10 protein-coding genes are annotated in these 19,231 nt (G+C 68.5%); 3 read left to right on the top strand and 7 right to left on the bottom strand.

From position 1 onward, the window contains the following. Positions 1-85 precede the first annotated feature (85 nt). Genes GTW43_RS11820 through GTW43_RS11835 form a run of 4 tightly spaced genes read right to left on the bottom strand, consistent with a single transcriptional unit; the run spans position 86 to position 11,929 of the window. Positions 86-1,960 carry a DUF1998 domain-containing protein gene (locus GTW43_RS11820; protein WP_161301607.1) on the bottom strand — a complete coding sequence of 625 codons (1,875 nt, stop codon included), beginning with the start codon at positions 1,958-1,960 and terminating at the stop codon, positions 86-88. Next, positions 1,957-5,244, bottom strand: a complete 3,288-nt coding sequence (locus GTW43_RS11825; protein WP_161301608.1) for a helicase-related protein — start codon at positions 5,242-5,244, stop codon at positions 1,957-1,959. Before GTW43_RS11825 ends, GTW43_RS11820 begins: the two co-directional genes overlap by 4 nt. Then, on the bottom strand, positions 5,241-7,151 hold the full coding sequence (locus tag GTW43_RS11830) for a UvrD-helicase domain-containing protein (protein WP_161301609.1): 1,911 nt from the start codon (positions 7,149-7,151) through the stop codon (positions 5,241-5,243). Before GTW43_RS11830 ends, GTW43_RS11825 begins: the two co-directional genes overlap by 4 nt. Next, positions 7,148-11,929 (bottom strand): DEAD/DEAH box helicase, encoded by a 4,782-nt coding sequence (locus GTW43_RS11835; protein WP_161301610.1) that lies wholly within the window; start codon positions 11,927-11,929, stop codon positions 7,148-7,150. The genes GTW43_RS11830 and GTW43_RS11835 overlap by 4 nt, the downstream gene beginning before the upstream one ends. A 554-nt stretch (positions 11,930-12,483) precedes the next feature. Here GTW43_RS11835 and GTW43_RS11840 point away from each other — a divergent pair. Genes GTW43_RS11840 through GTW43_RS37980 form a run of 3 tightly spaced genes read left to right on the top strand, consistent with a single transcriptional unit; the run spans position 12,484 to position 16,492 of the window. Next, positions 12,484-14,619 carry a helix-turn-helix transcriptional regulator gene (locus tag GTW43_RS11840; protein WP_161301621.1) on the top strand — a complete coding sequence of 712 codons (2,136 nt, stop codon included), beginning with the start codon at positions 12,484-12,486 and terminating at the stop codon, positions 14,617-14,619. Further along, the gene (locus tag GTW43_RS11845) at positions 14,616-15,611 is read left to right on the top strand and encodes a hypothetical protein (protein ID WP_343245972.1); all 996 of its coding nucleotides are present in this window, start codon (positions 14,616-14,618) and stop codon (positions 15,609-15,611) included. Before GTW43_RS11840 ends, GTW43_RS11845 begins: the two co-directional genes overlap by 4 nt. Beyond that, the gene (locus GTW43_RS37980) at positions 15,608-16,492 is read left to right on the top strand and encodes a DUF6339 family protein (RefSeq protein ID WP_237536540.1); all 885 of its coding nucleotides are present in this window, start codon (positions 15,608-15,610) and stop codon (positions 16,490-16,492) included. Before GTW43_RS11845 ends, GTW43_RS37980 begins: the two co-directional genes overlap by 4 nt. Here the strand turns inward: GTW43_RS37980 and GTW43_RS11850 are convergent. Genes GTW43_RS11850 through GTW43_RS11860 form a run of 3 tightly spaced genes read right to left on the bottom strand, consistent with a single transcriptional unit; the run spans position 16,432 to position 19,218 of the window. Further along, entirely contained in the window at positions 16,432-17,829 is a 1,398-nt protein-coding gene (locus GTW43_RS11850; RefSeq protein ID WP_237536541.1) for a DNA cytosine methyltransferase, read from the bottom strand. The genes GTW43_RS37980 and GTW43_RS11850 overlap by 61 nt on opposite strands. Beyond that, positions 17,826-18,836, bottom strand: coding sequence for a DNA cytosine methyltransferase (locus GTW43_RS11855; protein ID WP_161301611.1), 1,011 nt, complete (start codon positions 18,834-18,836; stop codon positions 17,826-17,828). Before GTW43_RS11855 ends, GTW43_RS11850 begins: the two co-directional genes overlap by 4 nt. Further along, positions 18,829-19,218, bottom strand: a complete 390-nt coding sequence (locus GTW43_RS11860; protein ID WP_161301623.1) for a very short patch repair endonuclease — start codon at positions 19,216-19,218, stop codon at positions 18,829-18,831. Before GTW43_RS11860 ends, GTW43_RS11855 begins: the two co-directional genes overlap by 8 nt. Positions 19,219-19,231 lie beyond the last annotated feature (13 nt).

The following is a 19,231-nucleotide window of genomic DNA, read 5'->3' on the forward strand; positions in this document are numbered from 1 at the left end:
TCCTCGCCGTCACCTGCACATGCCCCCGCATCTCGATCTTCCTGGGAATGCGGGGGCTTGCCGTTCTCGGGGACGGGCCATGCCCTCAGACCTGGAGCAGGTTCGAGAAGAATCCGAGCTCCGGGTCGTCCGGAGTGCCGACGAGGAGCGCTCGGTCGAGCAGGATGTTGTTGTGCTCGCAGCTGGTCTCGGGGAGCATCACGCAGGCGTGGCACGCGGCCAGGTTGGTACCGCCGGTGCCGGACCTGCGCGACTCGACGCACAACGGATCCGACGAGCACCATTCGGCGCGGCGCACAGCAGAGTGGAGAGTGTCCGCGAGGCGTTCGGGCTCGCCCTGTGACACAAGTCCGCCAAGGCTGCCTGCCGAGTCGCTCGTGGCCGTGTAGATCAGCACGCCGGCCATCTGCTCGTCGGCGTAGAGCCGCTCGCGCAGGGCCGCCGCCGGATAGCCGGCGTCCAGACTCCACTCGTTGATGAGCACATGCGCCAGGGTGTGCAGGAGAACCATGCGAGGGGTGGCGGGGGAGACCGGGACGTGCGCCGGGTCCGTGGCGCGTTGTTCCAGGAGCTTCTGGTGTGCGAAGCGAATCCTCTCCACGCGGGCGCCCGTGGCCAGAGCCGTCTCCCAGTCGTGCAACCGCTCCCCGTCGAGGCGCAGGAAGACGCCCTCGCCGCGTACCTCCATCGCCGGCAACCAGTTCAGATTCGAGGCGGCGAGCGCGGCCTCGTGCGCCTCCGTCGCCGAATCGGGTTCGGCGAGCCGCGTGAACGCCTTCAGGGCGCGTACCTCACGCAGCTTCTTCACCAGCATGGGGCCGGTCACACCCAATGGGCCCAGGACCTTCGGATCACCGAACGGAGGCTCGCAGACGAACTGTTCCCCGTGAGAGTGCTCGCGATCGCTGTTGCCCGCCCGCAGGCGCTCGTACTCCTTGTTGCGCAGGGCCTGGTATCGATGTTCGAAAGTGGGGTTCTCCTCGCCCTGCGGATCCTCTTCTCGTTCGGCCGCGAGCAGTTCCATCACCTGATCCACGGACACCGGCGGCCCGTCGGGAAAGGCGCCATGGAGGAAGCCCTCGATCGCGGCCCTGCCCTCCAGCTGGCGCAGCGTCGACCATCGGTCCGCGAGCGGGTCGGCGCGGCCGTCGCTCCACGGTGGGATGGAGAGGGCCGACTTGAGGACCGGCTGCCATGCGGACGACGAACCGCGCTGGATCGTGCGAGCCGTCTCGGCGCACGACTGCGCGGGGACCGACGTGCCGAGCCAGGGGCGGGTGCCTCGGCAGCGGAGGCCGAGGTCCTTCAGCGCGTTCTTGCGGAAGGATCCCTCCATCGAGACCTCGGGCACGGTGCCGCAGGTGCAGGACACGAGGATCGACCGCAGTGACGAACTCCGCCCGGATGAGCGCAGCTTGAGTGTCCCGCCGCAGGTGCCCGCGGTCGCGCCGGAGCCGCCTCCACGCTCGGAGGAGCGGTGGACCCAGTGCCAGTACGGGAACTCGTCGATGTGTCCGGCCTCGCAGGCGATGACGAATCGGGAGGGGACCAGGTCGGCCTCACAGGTACCGCACGTGCTGCTTCCTGGCGGGGAGTTGAAGGACCGGTGCCGCTGGAGGTCCTTGCACTCGGGGCACGAGTGCATGAGGGGGAAGCGTCGTACGCGCAGTCCGTCCCTGCTGCTCTCGGCGGACGAAGGGGGCAGTCGGAAGTGGCTGACGCCCAGCAGCCGGGACAGACGCTGTTCGTGGATGCGTGGGGACTCGTCGCGGTCCCAGCGTGTCTCTGCCCCGTCCAGGCCGGAGACGATGAACGACTCCTGGTCGACGGCGATCATCGCCCCGACCCCGTACGTGGTGATCGCCTGTGCGCGGCGGACCGCACCCCGGCGGAGCAGGTTGAGGGCGGGAACGGTGCTGTTCGCGCCGGTCCGGCGACGGCGGGCGGGGGGCGGGGTCATCGGGAAGCCTCCATGAAAAGGGCGGACTCGGCGTCGACGTCGCGCAGGCTCCACAAGGTGGGCCACGCCTCGCGATCCTCGGTCTCGTCGTCGTACGACTTGAGGAGAGAGGGAGCGCGGTTCCCCGGCAAGGGCTCGAAGAACAGACCGCCGTGGATGTCGGCCTCGTCGCACCACCAGTCCACGAACGCGTCGAACTCCTGAGCGGTGGCGGCAGCCTCCTCTGCGGCCACGTCGGTGACACGGTCGAGAAGCAGCGTCCTGATCTCGCCTCGGAGCCGGTCCTCGTAGTCGGCCACACGGCCGGCGGCGTCGTTGGCCCGAGCGGCGGGGATCAGAGCACGGGTCAGAGCCACGACCACCGCATGGAGTCCGCGGTCGCGGGCCCGTGCCGAGAACGGGGTGACCGAGGTGGACTCGACCTCGCGGTAGAGCGCGGAGTGGAAGTGCTGGAAGCTCTCGTAGTGCGAACGGTCCCGAGATCGTGACGAGTTCAACATCACGGCGACCAGGCCGGGGTGGGCGCGGCCGACACGGCTGGTCGCCTGGATGTACTCGGCGGTCGTCTGCGGCTGGCCCATGACGGCCATCAGTCCGAGACGATCCACGTCGACACCCACAGCGATCATGTTGGTCGCGAGGAGGACGTCCACCGTGTCCTCGTCCGGGTACTTCTTCTCGATGCGCTTCAAGCGGGTGGGGATCTCACTCGCGTCCACCCGGCTGGTCAACTCCGAGTAGTTCGCAACGGACCGCACGTCGACGCCCTCACGTGCGGCAAGGAGCTCCAGGTGGGCCACGACGTCGTCGTGGACCTGAAGTTCCGCGGCCGACAGCAATCGAAGGCTGTTGAAGTAGCCGACGAGGCTGACGTAGGCATCACGCACCTCGTCCGCGGTGCGCGCGTGCTTCGCCCGGTGCAGGAGGGTGGCGTACGTGCGGATGAGCAGGGTCGACTGGCTGGTGCCCGGGGCGAACAGACCCACGTACCTTCGGGTCGCCTTGTCCTCGCGCGGCGTCTCGACCGCGAACCAGGAGTCGCGGGCGTCCAGGCCGGCCGGCGGGAACTGTCGCACCTCCCGGTCGAAGAGATTCTGCCCCTGGTCCGCAGCGCGCCGGATCGTGGCAGTGGAAGCGATCACCTTGGGGCGGCCCGCCCACGGCCGGCCGGGAACGGCCGGGAGCGAGGAGAGTGCGTCCACCGCCGTCTCGTACAGGCCGGTGAGCGTGCCGAGCGGACCGGAGATGAGGTGAAGTTCGTCCTGGACGATGAGCTCCGGAGGCGGTGTCGCGTCGTCCCGATCACGGTTGAAGAGGGCGGCGGTGGCCGGTCGCCAGGGCATGGACGCGAACTTGTCCACGGTGGCGATCACCAGCGTCGGGCGGGCCGCGTAGACGGCCTCGTCGACCATGTGCACCGGCAGACCGTCCGCGAAGGCACAGCCGGTGTTCGAGCAGCGTACGAACATGCGGCGGGCCTCCTGGTCCGCCTCGTAGTCACGTGCGTCGAGACGGGTGCCGCACCACGGGCAGGCATGCAGTTGGACAGGGTTCTCCTTGGCGAGGCGCTTGTCGAGATCGGCTCGCAGCTCCCGGAGCTTTTCGCCGGCGCTCTCGAGGGTGTTCGGCGTCGCCGACTTCCCCACCCACATCCCCAGGGAGAACTCTTCCTCCCCGAGCGTCGCCGGATCGGTGCGTCGCACCTGCTCCATGGCGCAGAGCAGGATCGCGGCACGCTCGAACTGCTGGAGCGTGAGCAGTCGCAGCGTGTAGCGCATCAGGACAGAGACGCCGCCGCCGTCGGCACCGAGGCGGATACGGCGGAGGAAGGAGGTGAGCGCGATCAGCCCGAGGTAGGCCTCGGTCTTTCCACCTCCTGTGGGGAACCACAGGAGGTCGGAGAACGCTCGGTCCGGGTGCGCGGGATCGTTCACCCCGGCCAGACACAGCAGCACGAAGGCGATCTGGAAGGGCCGCCAATGTCCCGCCTCCGGCCGCGGAACGCCCTGACGTCCGCTCTTCACCCAGGCGCTGCGCGCCCGCTGCTCCGCCATGGCGCGGTTGGCGAGCCGGAACGCCTGCATCAGGTCCGCTTCGGCAGCCAGCAGATCGATGCCCTCGCGGATCCTGGCCAGGGCTTCGCGACAGTCGCGGATTCGTTCCTGCGCGGGTTCGTGATGTTCCTCGTCCTTGAACGTGGCCGCTTCGAACTCCTTGGCCTCGATCCAGTGCTCGTACCCGTCCGCGAGCGCGCGCAGCGCGTCCAGGACCTCGGAGTCGGGGCGCTCGGCCAGGCCGACCATGGACAGGGACGAGGTGTCGATCTCTGGGTTGGAGTCGGTGAGGAGCACCTCGACCGAGGGCACGAACGAACTGCGCACCTCGGCGACAGCGGCCTCCCGGGGGTCGTTGACCCCGATCGGCGACGGGGTCCAGTCCCATTCCGCGGCGCATCCGTGGCCGACCGCGAAGGTCGGGGCGTGCCGATGGAGCAATCGGCTCGTCGCGACCTCGGGGTCGTGGGACGCCGTGTGCGCCCGGCGCTCGACGATGGAACTCGACCCGTCTGCCGACCGCACGACGAGCCCGCACTGGAAGAGTGCGAAGGCGTCCTGGAGTTCCCGCTCGCCGACCTTGTTCTCGTTGACCAGCGTGACCGTGATCGTGACCGTGCCGGAGATCGGGCTGCGGCGCCGGACGATGAACCGGAGCAGGGCCCCGAAGCCCAGATCGACCTCGAGACGCGGGTTCGGAGTCGACACGTCGATCGGCAGGACCGGCGCGAACACGACTTCCTCATGACGCCAGTGTTCGCGCTGTTCGGAGGTGGTACGCGCCTCGGCACGGCGAGCCGAGACCGGCTGACCGTCGGCGTCGATCGGCACGTACCTCGCGGCCCGCGGCTCGACAACAATCGATCCACAGATGCTCGGATCGACCGCGAAGCTCATGCCCATCGAAGACGGTCGCCGGTCACCCGTCGTGTCGGGCTCCTGCGCCGGTGACTCCTCCCCGTCCCCACGTCCGCGGACAGGCGCCTCGTCGTCGCCCCGGTACTCGTCGGCGTCCTCGCGGAGGGCCTGTTCCGCGGCGGCGCTCGCCGGCATCGGGTACAGAACGCCTGACAAGTACCGGTCGATCGGCGCGTCCTGGGTCAGCACCTCGTTCCCGTCCTCATGTGCCGCGTCCGGTGCCGGGCCGAACAGCTCACGTCGCAGCCCCACGAGCAGCTCCTCGTCGCGGACCCGATAGTGCTCGGCGTGCGGTCCTGCCGTGTGTGTCATGCGAGCTGCTCCTTCTCCTCGTCGGACTCGCTCTTCCGATACCTGCCGATGCCGGTGATACGCGGAGCGATCCACACGCCCCGGTCGCCCAGCCCGGCATTCGCCCCGGCGGCGGTGCTGCCCGACACCGTCTCCAACGTGTCCACCCGCAGTGCACAGATCTCGTCGGGCCACCAGGGTTCCCACCCCCGATTCACCTTCTGCACCTGATACAGGTCGTGGGTGAACCTTTCGGAGGCCTCGCCGATCTCACGACCTTCGTGCAACAGGACGTACGGTGGGCTCTGCCACTCGCCGAGCGGAAGGTCGTGTCGTCTGCGCAGGACGACCTCGTCGCCGGGCCGGACCCGCTCCAGGAGGTAGGACTGGGTCGCGACGGCACCGTGCTCGCCCGCGGCCGGGGCGTCCGGGGAGACGTCATGGGCACCCGCCACGATCCCGGCCCGGTCCCATGCTTTGAATCCACCGACGTACTGGCGTCCGCTCCTCCGGCGTTCCGCGCGCTTCACGATCGGAACCCGGGGTCCGTCCATGAAGTGGAGGTCCTGCCGCGCGCGAGTCATGGCCACGTAGAGGGCCCACGCCTCGGCCCGCAGGTCCAGGTTCTCCTTGAACTGCTTGCGCAGTTCGGCAACGGTCGGAGGCGTCAGCACGATCACCCGGTCGAACTCGAGGCCCTTCGCTCGGTGCGCCGTGGACACCGTGAGCCTTGCCGCCTCGCGGTCGGCCGCCTCGTCCGGGAAGCGCCGGTCGGCGACCGCGCGACGCAGCCGGTCGAGGTCGACGATGTCCCGCCCGGGACCGCGGGCGACCCGCCGTAGCACGGTCCACAGGACCTCTGTGTCCGGCTCGTACGGCAGAGGGATCGAGGCGAGAAGGGAGCGGAACCTTTCTGCCGACAGCGAGGAGGCCTCCGTACTGCGCAACAGCTCGGCCACCCAGTACGGGATCGGCCGTTCCTCCAACGGCTGCCGCAACCTGTGATCGATTCCATGGGCGTGCAGAAGTCCGGAGACGACGAGAGCCTGGCGATTGTCGCGAGTCAGAACGGCCGTGGTGTCGCCGGAGGTACGGAGACTGTCCAGCGCGAGCCGGTCGGTGAGGCCCGCCATCCGGTTCGCGGGGTCGAGCAGCAACTCACGCAGCTCGTCGAAGAGCCGGGTGGCCTCCTCCTCGTCCGCGATCTCCTGGAGCCGGGGGCCGTGGGCGAGCGCGACCCGGGCCTCCGGCGTGGCGGCGCGGAAGTTCTCGCTCAGCCGCAGCTCCACGAGATCCAGGGCGAACGAGGCACGCAGCCAGGTGAAGAAGAACCCGGTCTCGTCGATCCGCTCGGAGGCATCCTCGATCTGGAACCCGTACACGAACTGAGCGGTGTCGCCGACCACGGTGAAGCCGCAGGTCTCCTGATGGACGTCGAGCAGCGTCTGGACGAGCTCCCGGCGGGCCCCGACCAGGTCCTGGACCTCGTCGATCATGACGTGGGCCGGCGGCACCGCGTCCCCGGCCGCCAGCACACCCTGCGCGACCGCGTCGGCCGCCGCCGCGATGCGCTCGTCGAAGCCGACTGAGCTCCATTCCCGGTCCGGGTACGCCTGTGTGACGATGCCGTACGCCCAGGCGTCGAAGGTCTGGGCCCGGACCCGACGAGCACGATCCCCGTGTCGGGCGAGCCGCTCGCGCAGCTCGCGCGCAGCCGCCCGCGAGAAGGTCAGCACGAGGATCTCCGAGGCCTCCAGGGCCTCGTCGGGGTCCTCGTGCCCGCACAGTTGGTCGAGGCGACGCACCAGCGTGTGTGTCTTGCCCGCACCTGCCATGGCGGTGACGACGACACGCGCGTCCCACGGCTGCTCGACCACGGCCCGCTGCTCGGCGGTGAGCGGGGGCGAGTCGAGGTAGGCGTCGGTCACTTACGGCTCCAGAGGTGTTCGAACTGGTTGAAGGCGAGCTGGGTGTCGAAGTTCGTGATGTTGTCACTGACGTTGAGGATCAGGCAGGTGTCCTTCCCGCCGTTCTTGGGACCGCGCAGTCCGCGCCCGATCATCTGCTGGTAGACGTTCGTGCTGTAGACGGGCCGCGCGACGACCACGACACGGGTGGCGGGGGCGTCGAAGCCCTGGGTGAGTACGCCGTAGTTGGTGAGCACGCGGACGCCTCCCGAACGAAAGGCGTCGATGCGCCGGCGCCTGTCCTGGGCGCTCGTGGTCGAGTCCACCGACGTCGACGGGACGAGGCGATCGTTCAGCTTCGCCGCCAGCAGTTTGGCGTGGTCGACGGAGGTGGCGAAGAGGAGCACCGGCCAGTCCTTCGGCAGTGCCGCGACCTCCTCCACGATGCGCAGACTGCGTTCGTGGTCGTCGGCCAGCCGCTGTTCGGCCGCACGGGACAGCATCGCCATCCGCTCGGCGTGCTCCTTCTCCTGGGCGTCGAGCATGATCTCTCCACCCAGGAGTGTGCGGTGCTCCACCTGCGCGAGCATGCCCCACTCCTGGAGCGCGCGATACGGGTCCTCGTCCGGGAAGACGCCCTCGTCGAGCCGGCGGCCGCCGAAACGGTTGATCAGGCGTTGCGTCTCGACCTCGTTGGTGTTGCGGAACGGAGTCGCGGTCAGACCCAGCAAGTGACGCTCCGTCACACTGTGTGTGAGCCCGAGCTGTTCGAGGATCTGGGTGTAGCGGGGCGAGATGGCGGTGTGCGCCTCGTCCACGATGACCAGAGCAGCCCCGCGGAGCCAGGCGTACTGGTCCGCGGAGAGTCGGCTGTGCAGCTTTGCGTCCGTGGCGACCACCAGGTGTGGATGGTCGACGACCTCACTGACCTCGTTGGTGCCCCACAGGCGGCTGATGCGCAGTGGCCGCTCCGCTCCTACCTTGCCCCACACGAACTTCCAGCTCTGTACTGCCTGTTCGCACAGTTCCTCGGTCTGCGCGATCCACAGGAGCGGCCCCGACAGGTCGCCGACCTGCTTGACCCAGCGGATGACCGCCTCCGAGGTGACTCGCGTCTTACCCGCACCGGTGGGAAGCGAGAGCATGCCCCGCTGAGGGGCGAACCGGTCGAGCATCGTGGTGATGTTGCGGACCAGGTCTTCCTGGTAGTCGTGCAGCCGAGGAAAGTCCTGAGGCCCGTCCACGGTCTCGTACACCGGCGGCGCGGGAGTTCGGGAGCCGGCGAACGGGGCGGGCAGTTCGAGCTCGGAGACGAACGCGATGGCGCCGGAGGAGCCGGTGTACGAAGTGGGGGCATCCGGGAACCTCGCCTGGATGTCACGCACATGGGCCTGCAGCACGCCGTCGCCGTGCGCGTTGAAGGCCATCTGGGCCACCCGATGGCCTGAAGGCTCGATCCCCGCGTTCTCTTTCAGCTCGGCGTCCATCAGCCCCTGGGGGAGGCCCACCCGCAGCGCCTCGGCTCCGACCAGCAACTCGATCTTGGCGATCACGTCTCCGGCATTGCGCACTGCCTCTCGAGCAGCCTTGAGCGCGCTGTCCTTGGCCATCCGCTCCTGGTGTTCAAGGACCAGACGGCAGCCGGACGAGCCCAGGCCCAGGCCGAGTTCTCGGTCGATCAGGCGCAGCATCGGCTCGGGCGCGAGCGGCAGGCGCACCTTGACCGTGTCGCCCTGGCGCACTGCGTCCAAGGGGGTGGCGTTCGTGCCGTTCGGAGTGCGGACGACTGCTTCCAGCTCGATGCAACACAGCACCTTCGCACTGCGCGCCGCGCCACTCAGGCGTTGTCGGAGAGCCGGGTACAGCTCCACGATCGGCGTCGGGACACCGTCGGGCACCTCACGGGTCTCCTTCGTGATGACGTCGGTGTGGCGCTTCATCCCCCAGCGCTCGACCATCAGCTCGGCATCCTCGACCGTGGTCACCAGGAGCGCGGGGATCAGCTCCGCGCGCAGGTCTCGGTACTCGGCCGTGCCCACGGCGACCGTGATCTCGTCGTCGGGACGTGTACCCCACTCTTCCCCGATGCGGCAGCGGGTCAGGGACTCTTCGGGGAAGTCCGCCTCGAAGCGGGTGAGCATCACATAGGTCCGGCCGACGAACGCGTCGTCCTCGCTCCGGGCGAGCTCGTCGTGCAGGGCCGCCCAGCGGTCGCCCGGTACTTCGTCGACGGTGAGGGGAAGGCCCAGCTTGCGTGCCTTCTCCGGGGAGATGTCGGCCACCGGGAGCACGTCGCGATACGCGGAGAGCTGCGGCCCCACGGCGTCGTCCAGACGCTTGAGGCCCTGGGACGTCGAGATGAATCCGTACTTCCTCAGCATCCAGTGGATCGGCGACCTGACGGTCCGCCGAGAGCTGGACTGAGCGCCTACCTGGAGGGTCCAACTGGACACCACCGAAGCGTCGGGCAGCGCCTTCAGGAAAGCCGCACGCGACTCCTCGGAGAGGGCCCGAAACAGGTGCAGCGGACCTCCGACGGCGGAGCCGTCCAGCTTCACGCGCGACATCTGCGGCCTTGCGACGTTCGACGGCAGTGTCTTCAGGTAGGCGTTGTAGACCTCTTCCCGGTACTCCTCGAACCAGTGCTCCTGTTCCGGTCGAAGCCCGATGACGGGACGCTCGTGCAGTCCGATCTCACGGAAGAAGTCGAAGTCGTCGGCGTGGAACTCGGTGTCCACGGCAATGCTCGGCTCGCGGTCGGCTGCGACCACGGCGCCCGGCAGCATGCAGTCCCGGACGGGCCGGAAGGTGCCCAGTGCCGTGCGTACACGCAGCTTGTTGCGATAGTCCGGCTCCCGGCTCAGGACCAGGTGGCCCACACGCCGTGCGCCGGCCTGCCGGAAAAGCTCCCAGAATCGCTGCCACTCGTTGTCCCCGTAACCGTCGAAGCCCTGGTCGAGGACGCTGACGAAGCGGCCCTCGACGTCTGCCTCTCGGATGCCGAGCTCGTTGAGTGCGTGCGCGAGGGACGGGTTCCGCGCGATCTCGTCGACCACGTACACCAGTGACTCGCGCAGGCCGCCCTCGTCGGCGCGACGGAAGACCTTGCCCGGGACCGGGGCGACGAGACCGTGCTCCTCGGTGAGCACGATCTGCGCGCGACGCGCCTCCTCGGCGTAGGGAGAGCGGATCTCGATCATCTCGGCCAGGATGCGGATCGCCGCAGCCGAGGCCTCGGCGGTGCCGCATGCGACCAGCGCCTCCAGCCACTCCCGGACCTCCGCCCGCTCCTGGCCGGCGGCGTCCAGGATGTGCTCGACCTTGCCGGACCGGAGAGTGTTCGCCTCGACGGCGGGGTGCAGCCAGTTCGAGGGCCGGCCGGGGCACTCGTGCCAGATGCGGAGCCAGCCGTCCAGTCGTTTGAGGTCCTTGTCGAGCCGAGGGTGGACACGCAACTCGTGCGGTACCCGCAGGACCCCGTCCTGGTCGGGCAACGACGGCCGCTGGGCGGTTCGGGCCCAGATCTCCCGGGTCAGGAACTCGTCCGCCCAGCTGATGGCTTCCTTCACGCGGCCAGGCAGCAGAGCCAGGTAGGCGGCAGGGTCCTCGGCCGGGGCGAGGGCCGACAGCGAGTCGACGACGAGCGCCGCAGACACCTTGATCATCTCTTCGTTGAAGGGGGAAGAGTCGAGCAGGTTCTGGCGGTCCTCGTTGGTCTTCCAGGCGCCGTTCAGGATGCCGCTCAGCGACATCTCGTACTTCGTCGGGAAGAACGACCAGAAGCGTCCGCGACCGCGGGCCTTCGCGCTGCCGAACACGCCGCGCTCCACGTCGAGTTCGAGCGAGGGCACGGCCCACGAGACGTCGAGGGAGACACGGTCGTGCAGCTCACCGGCGTCCTTGCGGGCCTCCGCCCCCGGTTCGTGTCCGATCGTGAAGACGCGCCAGTGGTCGGTGAGTTCGGCCTTGCCGGGGCGGGTCTCCTTCACCGTGTGCAGATCGCCCAGGCGCGTGGTCGTCAGTACGCGGCGGGCCGAAGGACGGACACGTCGGTCTTCGAGGACGACCTCTGCCACGTGAGGGGAGAAGAGCTGGAAACCGAGAGGGAACTCCTCCCGGTCCTGGCCGTCGACCCGCGCTCTGCCACCGTGCATGTCCAGTCCGAGCCGCTTGTCCGCGCCGGGGAGCAGCGGCAGTCGTACGACGGTCGTGGCCCAGTTGAGCAGCTCGTCCAGAACGGGGTCTGTGGCGCGCTCGGTCCGCTCGTCGAGAGGACGGGCCATGCGCAGTACAGGAGCCTCGAAGTTGTCGCCGTACCGTTCGCGCACACCCGGGACGGAACGGATCTGCTCCTGGGACCAGGCCCGATCGAAACCGAAGCTGCCGGTGCGGCTGAAGAATTCCGGAGTGTCCGTGACGACGAGGACTGATTTCACGCCGACGCCGAATCGCCCGATCTGGCCTCCGCGTTTACGTGACATGCTCATGCGCAGAATGGTCTCGGCGCCCTCGGGGGTCACCGGAGTTCCTTCGTTCGCGCAATAGAGGTGTGCGGCGGTGAGGACCACGTGTGTTCGCCCGCCCGGCTCCGCCGCGATCTCGTCGGCGGCGTTCTGCACGAGTTCGAAGAGCTGGCGGTCTCCGTATCCGCCCTGGGTGATGCGGCGTTCGCCGTTGGAGTGCTCCGCGACGAGTCCGGGGTCGATCGCGTACGTCCTCAGCACACGCGAAGACTGGTCGATCACGGTATTCAGGACGGACGACGGTTCAGTGGTCACGGAACTCCGATCCTCGGGCATGAGCGGGGCGGCTGATGTTCACGGACGCGTGCGAGGTGTACGTGGTTGCGGGGGAGCTCGTGGGGCGCTTGTCGTTCTGAATCCAACGTTCGGATTCGAACATGGAGAAGGGCACACGAAAGTGCGGTGGGAGCAAGGAGAGGAGGGTGCGTGTCGAGTGGCTGGAAGTGCCTACGCAGGGCAGGGCACACCTGTGGCAGGTCTCGGAAGAATGTCTTTTCCGATGCAGGTGGGGCTGCTGACAAGGACATTAGCCCCGCTGTCGATCGATCCGCAAGACCGTTTCTGCATTCCTTTCGGGGGAGATTCGGAATTGCATACTCCGCTTTTCTCGGACCGACTTCCGTGGGCGTTTCGTGTACGAACCAAGGGGGCTTATAGGATTTTTGCTGACGAATCTGGGCAACTGGGTCATCGAATGATTCCGCTCGGAGTGACGTCCGGTCTGTCAAAGGGCGTTTGACAGGCCCGGGTGCGTCAATCTCGGCCCCGATCCCGACGGGTAGGGTGTCTGTCGACCGACACAACCACCACAGACCGGAGCGCAGGTGAGCGTGGAAGCAGGCGAGGACTTCGGCCCCTGGCTCTCGCGACAGTTGGCGCTGGCTCGGAAGACACAGACACAGCTCGCGGACGACGTGAACGTCACCCGCGCCGCGGTGTCCGCTTGGATCACCGGACGGGCGACGCCGAGGCCGGAGACCATCGAGCGGATCGCGCGGGCGCTCAACACCGACCTGGCCACTGTGCACACCCGGACCACCGACACCTTGTCCGGCCTGCCCGTCGACTGGCTCCACCGGCCCGGACACCCCGACCGAGGGCGGGAGTTGGGCAACGCCGCTGCCTTCGCCTTCGACGCCGACGTCGGCGTACTGGCCCGCGAGACCTGCCAGAACAGCCTCGATGAGCGGATCGAAGACAACGGCCGGCCCGTTCGGGTCCGCTACACGCTCCATGAACTGACCGGCGAGACGCTGGCCCGCTTCCGCGAGGCCATCAAGTGGGACAGCCTCGCCCCGCACTACGAAGTCGCCGCAGGACAGGACCAGAAGGTCGGACGCGTCATCGCGGCCGGCCTGCGGGACATGCGCGACAACGATCGACTCGTCCTGCTGCGTGTCGACGACTACAACGCCGCGGGACTCACGGGCGACGACTACGACAACGGCCGCTTCGCCGCTGTGGTGCGCCGGCAGCTCGACAGCCACAAGTCCGGTAGCGCGGCCGGAGGATCGTACGGGCTCGGCAAGGCGACGCTCTGGGCGACAAGCCGACTCGGCCTTGTCCTCATCAACTCCACCCTGTCCGAGCCGCACGAGGGGCGCACCGAGCGGCGGCTCGTGGGCCGTCTGGACCTGCCATGGCGCGAGGTCGACGGAAACACCTGGGCGGGGCCCGCCTGGTTCGGCCGCCCGGATCCGGAGTCCTCCTCGGAGGTTCCCGTAGCCAGGTCCTGGTGGGCCGACGAGACAGAGGTGGAACGCCTCCATCTCACGCGTGAGAGCGACGAGCCGGGCACCTCGTTCCTGATCGTCGGCGCTCATGACGTGGCGAGTCTCGCCGACCCCGCTACGTCGGAGGAAGGGGAGGGGGAGAGCGAGGACGGCGACAGCATCCATCGCATGCATCACCGACTCGTCGAGGCGCTGGGGAAGAACTTCTGGGCAGCCATGACGTCGGGCGAGGGGCACCCCGCCCTGCTCGACGCCTCGGTGCGCACTCTGCGCAACGGCGAGGTGATCATCGAGGAACAGCGGGTCGATCCGGCGGTCGCCCAGCCTTCACGCACGCGCGCGCTCAAGGCGTTTCTCGACGGGGCCACGGTGGAGCGCCTGACCGAGGCCGGCCAGGTCGCCATGGTCAAGGTTCCGCTCAAGCTGCCCGGACGGGGCAAGCGCACGACGTTGGGCGAGCATGCGGCTGTTCTGCTCGTCACCGAAGCCGATCAGGTCAGCGGAAAGTTCAATCGGGTCGTCGCGATGCGCGGCAACAGGATGACCGTTCGCGACTCGGGGGTATCGGACCTGCCGCTCTCCACGAATCCGTTCCAGGCGGTGCTCCTCGCCGGCCGGGCGGCGGGCCCGGACGCCCCCTTCGCCGACGAGGCGGAGGCCTTCCTGCGAGCGGCCGAGCCGCCGGAACACAACAAGTGGGGACAGACCGAGGAGTTGGCCCTCACCTACTCGTCCGCTGCCCACCGACGGATCGCCACGATGATCAGAGACACCAACAAGGCGGTGAAGGAACTCGTAGCACGACCGAAGCGTCCCTCGCAGTCCCGCGCGGGAGTCAACCTGGCCAAGAAGCTCAGTGTGGGAGCGCCGTCCAGGAGGGCCCGTGCCACCTCGGGCAATCAGCCCAAGTTGGAGAGCCTGGACGCCCGCGTGATGGACGACGGCGCCTGGCAGGTCACGGGCGAGGTCAAGGTCCCGGCGGGCGGTGAGGCATGGCACATGGTTCCGGTCGCCAAGTTCGACGTCAGGTCCGGCACCCGCCCGGTCCTCGGTTGGGCCGAGCTGGTGGGGGTGCACAACTGCGACGTGGTCGAAGGCTCCCTGCGCTTCGCGCCAGGAGCGCGCACCGCGACCTTCCGCGGAGTGACCGACCCGGCGACGCACACCGTCCGGACGAGCCTGAGCGGGCTCGTCGTCGAACTGCGCTCGGGCGAAGGAGAGATGGGCTCGTGAAGGCGTGGCCGTACAGAAGACTGCCGGGCACGGTCGCGGTTCGCGTCGACGGGGTCTCGGTCCGTTCCCCGCAGGGGGAGACCGAGGAGCTCGACGCGTTGGCTCGCTCCGTCGTCGACCGCGTGGTGGTGGTCGGCCAGGTGGAGACCGAGAACTGGGACACAGCTCGGCTGAACGTCTCGGTGACGACTCCCGGTCGACTCACCGAGCCCGGAGCGCCGTGGAAGGACGTGGTCGTCGCCGCGGTGCTGACCGAGCGGGCCACCAACCTGCGGGTCACCACCGTCCTGAGTCCCGACGGGGACGGCGGCCGGGAGTGGCGCGGCACGCTGCCGGTGCTCCGCTCCGACATCTACGACCGCGCGACGCTCACGGCGCAGGTGGTCGCCACCGTCGGCGGAGTACCGGGCCGAGCCGTCGCGGAGTCCACGGAGGACTGGATCGTGGATGTGCGTACGGATACGCCCACCCGCGACCGTCCCTTCGACATCAAGGAAGTCGGCTTCCGCACCGGTCCGAGCATGCTGCGCCCGTTCGCCGACGTGCCGTGGAAGGTCAGCGCGACCGGTCGGCTCCCGATCGTGCACATCAACACTGACTTCGAGGGCATGACCGACCTGCTGGCGGCGGAAGGACAGACGGCTGCCGGCCTCGTCAACGAACTGCTCGTCGCGCAGATGGCCGCAGACGTGTGGACGGCCGTCTTCCACGCGGCGTTGGGCAACCTGGAGATCGAGGAGGACGGGGCGCCGGTGCTGCCGCACGACTGGAGGGGGGAGGTGCTGCGCGAGATGCTCCCCGACGTGCTGCCGCACCTGTCGGTGGAGGACGCGCTCCGCGAGGCGCACCGTCGACGCACCGGGACCACGGGCTGGACCGAGCTTCAGCCGAACATCCACTACGCAGCCTCCCGACGCGCGGATGTGCCGAAGGCCCTGTCCGCGACCGTGCGCGGACTCGACCGACTCAACCGCAAGGACGCCGAGGCATGACGGACCGGCCCCAGTACATTCCCGAGCACCTCGCCCGGCTCTCCGACGACGCCGCGACCTCGCACCTGACGGAGGGGCTCCTCAGTGGGAGGGAAGACGTACGGTGCATCGACCTGGACAAGAACACCGAGCCGCTGCCCCCTCAGGAGCGGTGGCGCGCGCAGCCGATCCGCGACCTCGTCGAGGATGCCATGCACGCGTTCCGTGAGGAGCCGTCCAGGCCCAAGGCCGACGCCTGGCTCGCACCACGCCTGCACGCCACCCTGCGCCTCACACGGGCCGAAGCTGCGGACCACGACATCTGGAACCACGTGGCGCTCGCGGTGGCACCGGACTACGTGGTCTGGCGTCACGTCTCCCGTCCTCGACACGGTCGCCCCTCCGTCAACGGCGACCGCTTTCGAGGCGTGTACCACAAGCAGGCCTTCGCCCGCCTCTGGTGGGCCGCGGAACTCTTCCGGGACGGCCCCGACTACGGGCCGGTCGTGACGGCGTGCGGCAATCAGGACGTCCTGAATTCAGTGCTGCGTACCGCGGAACTCGTCAGTCACCGGCCGACGGCCCTTGCGATCGTGGATCTGCTGCGGCGCGGGGTGGTGACGAGCACCCGCGAGGTGGTCGCCGTCTCCGCGGCCGTGAACGCCTCCGCCGCCACGCTTGCCTACGACGTCCTCGCCCCGGACGTCCCGCGTGAGGCCGAGGCCGTACGGGCCTGGATCGACGGAGCGGAATCGGCCGGCGCAGTGCCGCGCCGCACTCTGTCGTTCGACGGACCGCCCGAGGAGAAGGCCCCCGAGGCGTCGGTGCGATTCCTGTCGGACTATTTCGAGGGGCTCTTCGTGGACGCTCCGGTGCGGGGGAGGGGCAGCGAGGCTCCCTGATCGGAGCCGTTGCCGGCCCCGTCCTCCTCGTCGGCGGGCGTCGCGGGGTGTCGCGTCGGACAGCCGTCGGCGTGCCCACAGCCGCGCCGGCGCAGCATCTCGACGAGCGAGCGGTCCACCGGCGGCCAGGTCAGGTTGAGCTCGTCCGGCAGCTCCGGCGTCCGGCCGAATGCGGCGCCGAGCACATGCATGCCGAAGACGGGGGGTACGGCGTTGCCGACCTGCTGGGCCTGATCGTTCCCTGCCCAGGGGTAGTTGCCGGGGAACGACTGCAGTACCCCGGCCTCGTGGATGGTGAAGCGCGGGATCGTGTTACCGGAACTGTCCTCGAGTCGGTTACGAGACACCTTCCCTGTCACCGTGAAAGACGGTTGATCCCACTTTCGGATGCCACGGTTCGTGGAAACGCCGCCCGACCCGTAGTTGGAAACGACGTGAAAGTCGCCAGGGCGGTCGATGGTGTCGTGCGACAGGGCAAGTTCTGTGCGGGCGGCGGAGAGGGCATCGTGAATGGAACGCCACCGACTCTTTTCCGGGGCTTTCGATACGACATCGATGCCCGGAATTGTCTCGTCGTCCTTCTTCTTTTTTTTCTCGAGCTTCGCTCCGAAACGAAGATGTGTCGGCTTCGGCAGCTCGAGTTCGGACTGCCGATCCTGGTCGGCGGTCGCCAGGCGAGCGATCAGCACGGCACGCTTGCGGGTCTGCGCGACCCCGTACTCCTCGGTTCTCAGGACGTCGACGACGACCTCGTACCTGACCTCCGAAAGCGGCGAACTCGCCGGCAGGAACTTCGTCAGCCTGCCGCTGGTCAGCACCTTCTCGTACGCGAGCCAGAGTGGGAAAACCGTGGGCACCTGCTCCAGGACGATCCGCTCGTACGGACCGCGGCCCGAAGTGATGGCCTTGATGAGGTATCGCAGGGGCTCGAGGACGAGACCGGTCCTCGGGTCGAGTTCGGACAACTCCTTGTCGATACGCTCGTCGTCCGGAGTGTCGATGAGTTCGTCGATGAGAGCGGTGACCGTGTCGAGCGCTTTGCGTCCGGCACCCTTTCCAGCGATGGAGAAAGACTGGCACGGCGGCCCGCCGGTGAGCATCCGCGCGTGCGGCACTTCGTTCCAGCGCTCACTGCGCATCACGGTGACGTCGGCGTGAATCGTCGGAAGCCCTGCCCGGTAGCGGGTCTCGCAGGCGTTCCCGTCCCATTCGATACCGATGCTGCGCAGATTCGAGAAATGGGCGGCGACGTCCAGTCCACCGGGGCCGGCGAACAGGTCGAGGACGTCGAACTCCTCGACGGTGGGAGCAGGCACCTGTGCCTCCGGGTTGTTCATGTGGCTGAAGTGTAGCCGGCGTGGGCGTGTGATCGTCCCGTCAAGGCGGCGGCCACCGATCGGGCCAGAGCCTCACCCACCGGAGGAGGGGACGCGTGTCCGATCTGGCGATAGCGCGCCGTCTTGCGTCCCTGGAACACCCAGTCTGTGGGGAAGCCCTGGAGAACCGCCGCCTGCTCGACCGTGATCTTCGCCATGTGGTCCTTGCCCAGGCCCGGATCCCATACGAAATCGGGCCCAGGAACCTCGTCGCCGAGCGAACCGGCGTTGACTCCCATGCGGGCCCACGCAGCCTTCGAGCCACGTGGCCCCAGATCGGCACCCCCCCGCTTGTCGGAGCCCCCGACCAAGGTCGGCGCGACCTTGTCCGCCTGGGCCGCCCACCGATCCGCGTCCCCCCACCCGCGTGCCCCCATGGAATGCACGAGCGCGCGTCCGACGGACACGTACTCGTCGACCGTGGGAACGGGCCGCTCGAACCAGGGTGCCCAAGGCTCCTTGATCGCGACCAGCACGCCCTGCTTCCGGTCCTGGGGAACGCCGAAGTCCGCGGCGTTCAGCACGAACCACTCCAGCCTGTAACCGAGGTGTGCCAGCTCGGCACGGGCGAACGAGCGCAGTTCCGCGAATCGGTCGGACTCGACGAACCCTGGGACGTTCTCGACGACCAGAGCTCGAGGCTGGACGGAGTGGGTGAGGTAGATCGTGGCCCGGATCAGCCGGATCTCGGTGTCCGAACCGGCCCGTGTGACTGTCGAGCTGGACTTGACCCGGGGCAGACCGGCCAGCAGCAGGTCGACATCCTGAGCCGACTTGTGTTCCTCGGGCTCGAAGTCGAGAAGGTCGGCCTGGAGGACGTTCCACCCCGGTCGGTTCGCGCGTAGCGTCGCGCAGGCGCGCGCCTCTTTCTCCAGCAGCAGTCGTGGCGTGAATCCGGCCCGCTCAGCTCCGAGGGAGAGCCCACCACCTCCGGCACAGACATCGACGAAGGTCAGTACCTCAGACATCTCCCCGCCCCGACGCCTTGTGCAAGGACGTGGCGATGCGTACCGCCACGTCCTTGGGATCCTCGTGCTCCCAGAAGCGCAACACCGTCCACCCTTCGGCGTGCAGATGCTCGGTGGTCTCCCGGTCCCGAGCCATGTTCCTGTCCAGCTTCTCGCGCCACCATGCGGCGTTGGCCTTGGGCTGCGTCGCGTGCATGGGGCAGCCGTGCCAGAAGCAGCCGTCGATCAGCACGGCGATCTTGACGCGGGTGAACGCGATGTCGATGCGCCGCCGGGGCATTCCTGGCACCGGATACTCGACGCGATACCGCATCCCCGCCGCATGCAGCAGTCGCCGTACCGCGAGCTCGGCGCCCGTGTTCTTGCTGGCCTGCCTGCTCATGCGGGTGGACACG

It is taken from the genome of Streptomyces sp. SID5785 (assembly GCF_009870065.1).
Lineage (GTDB): Bacteria > Actinomycetota > Actinomycetes > Streptomycetales > Streptomycetaceae > Streptomyces.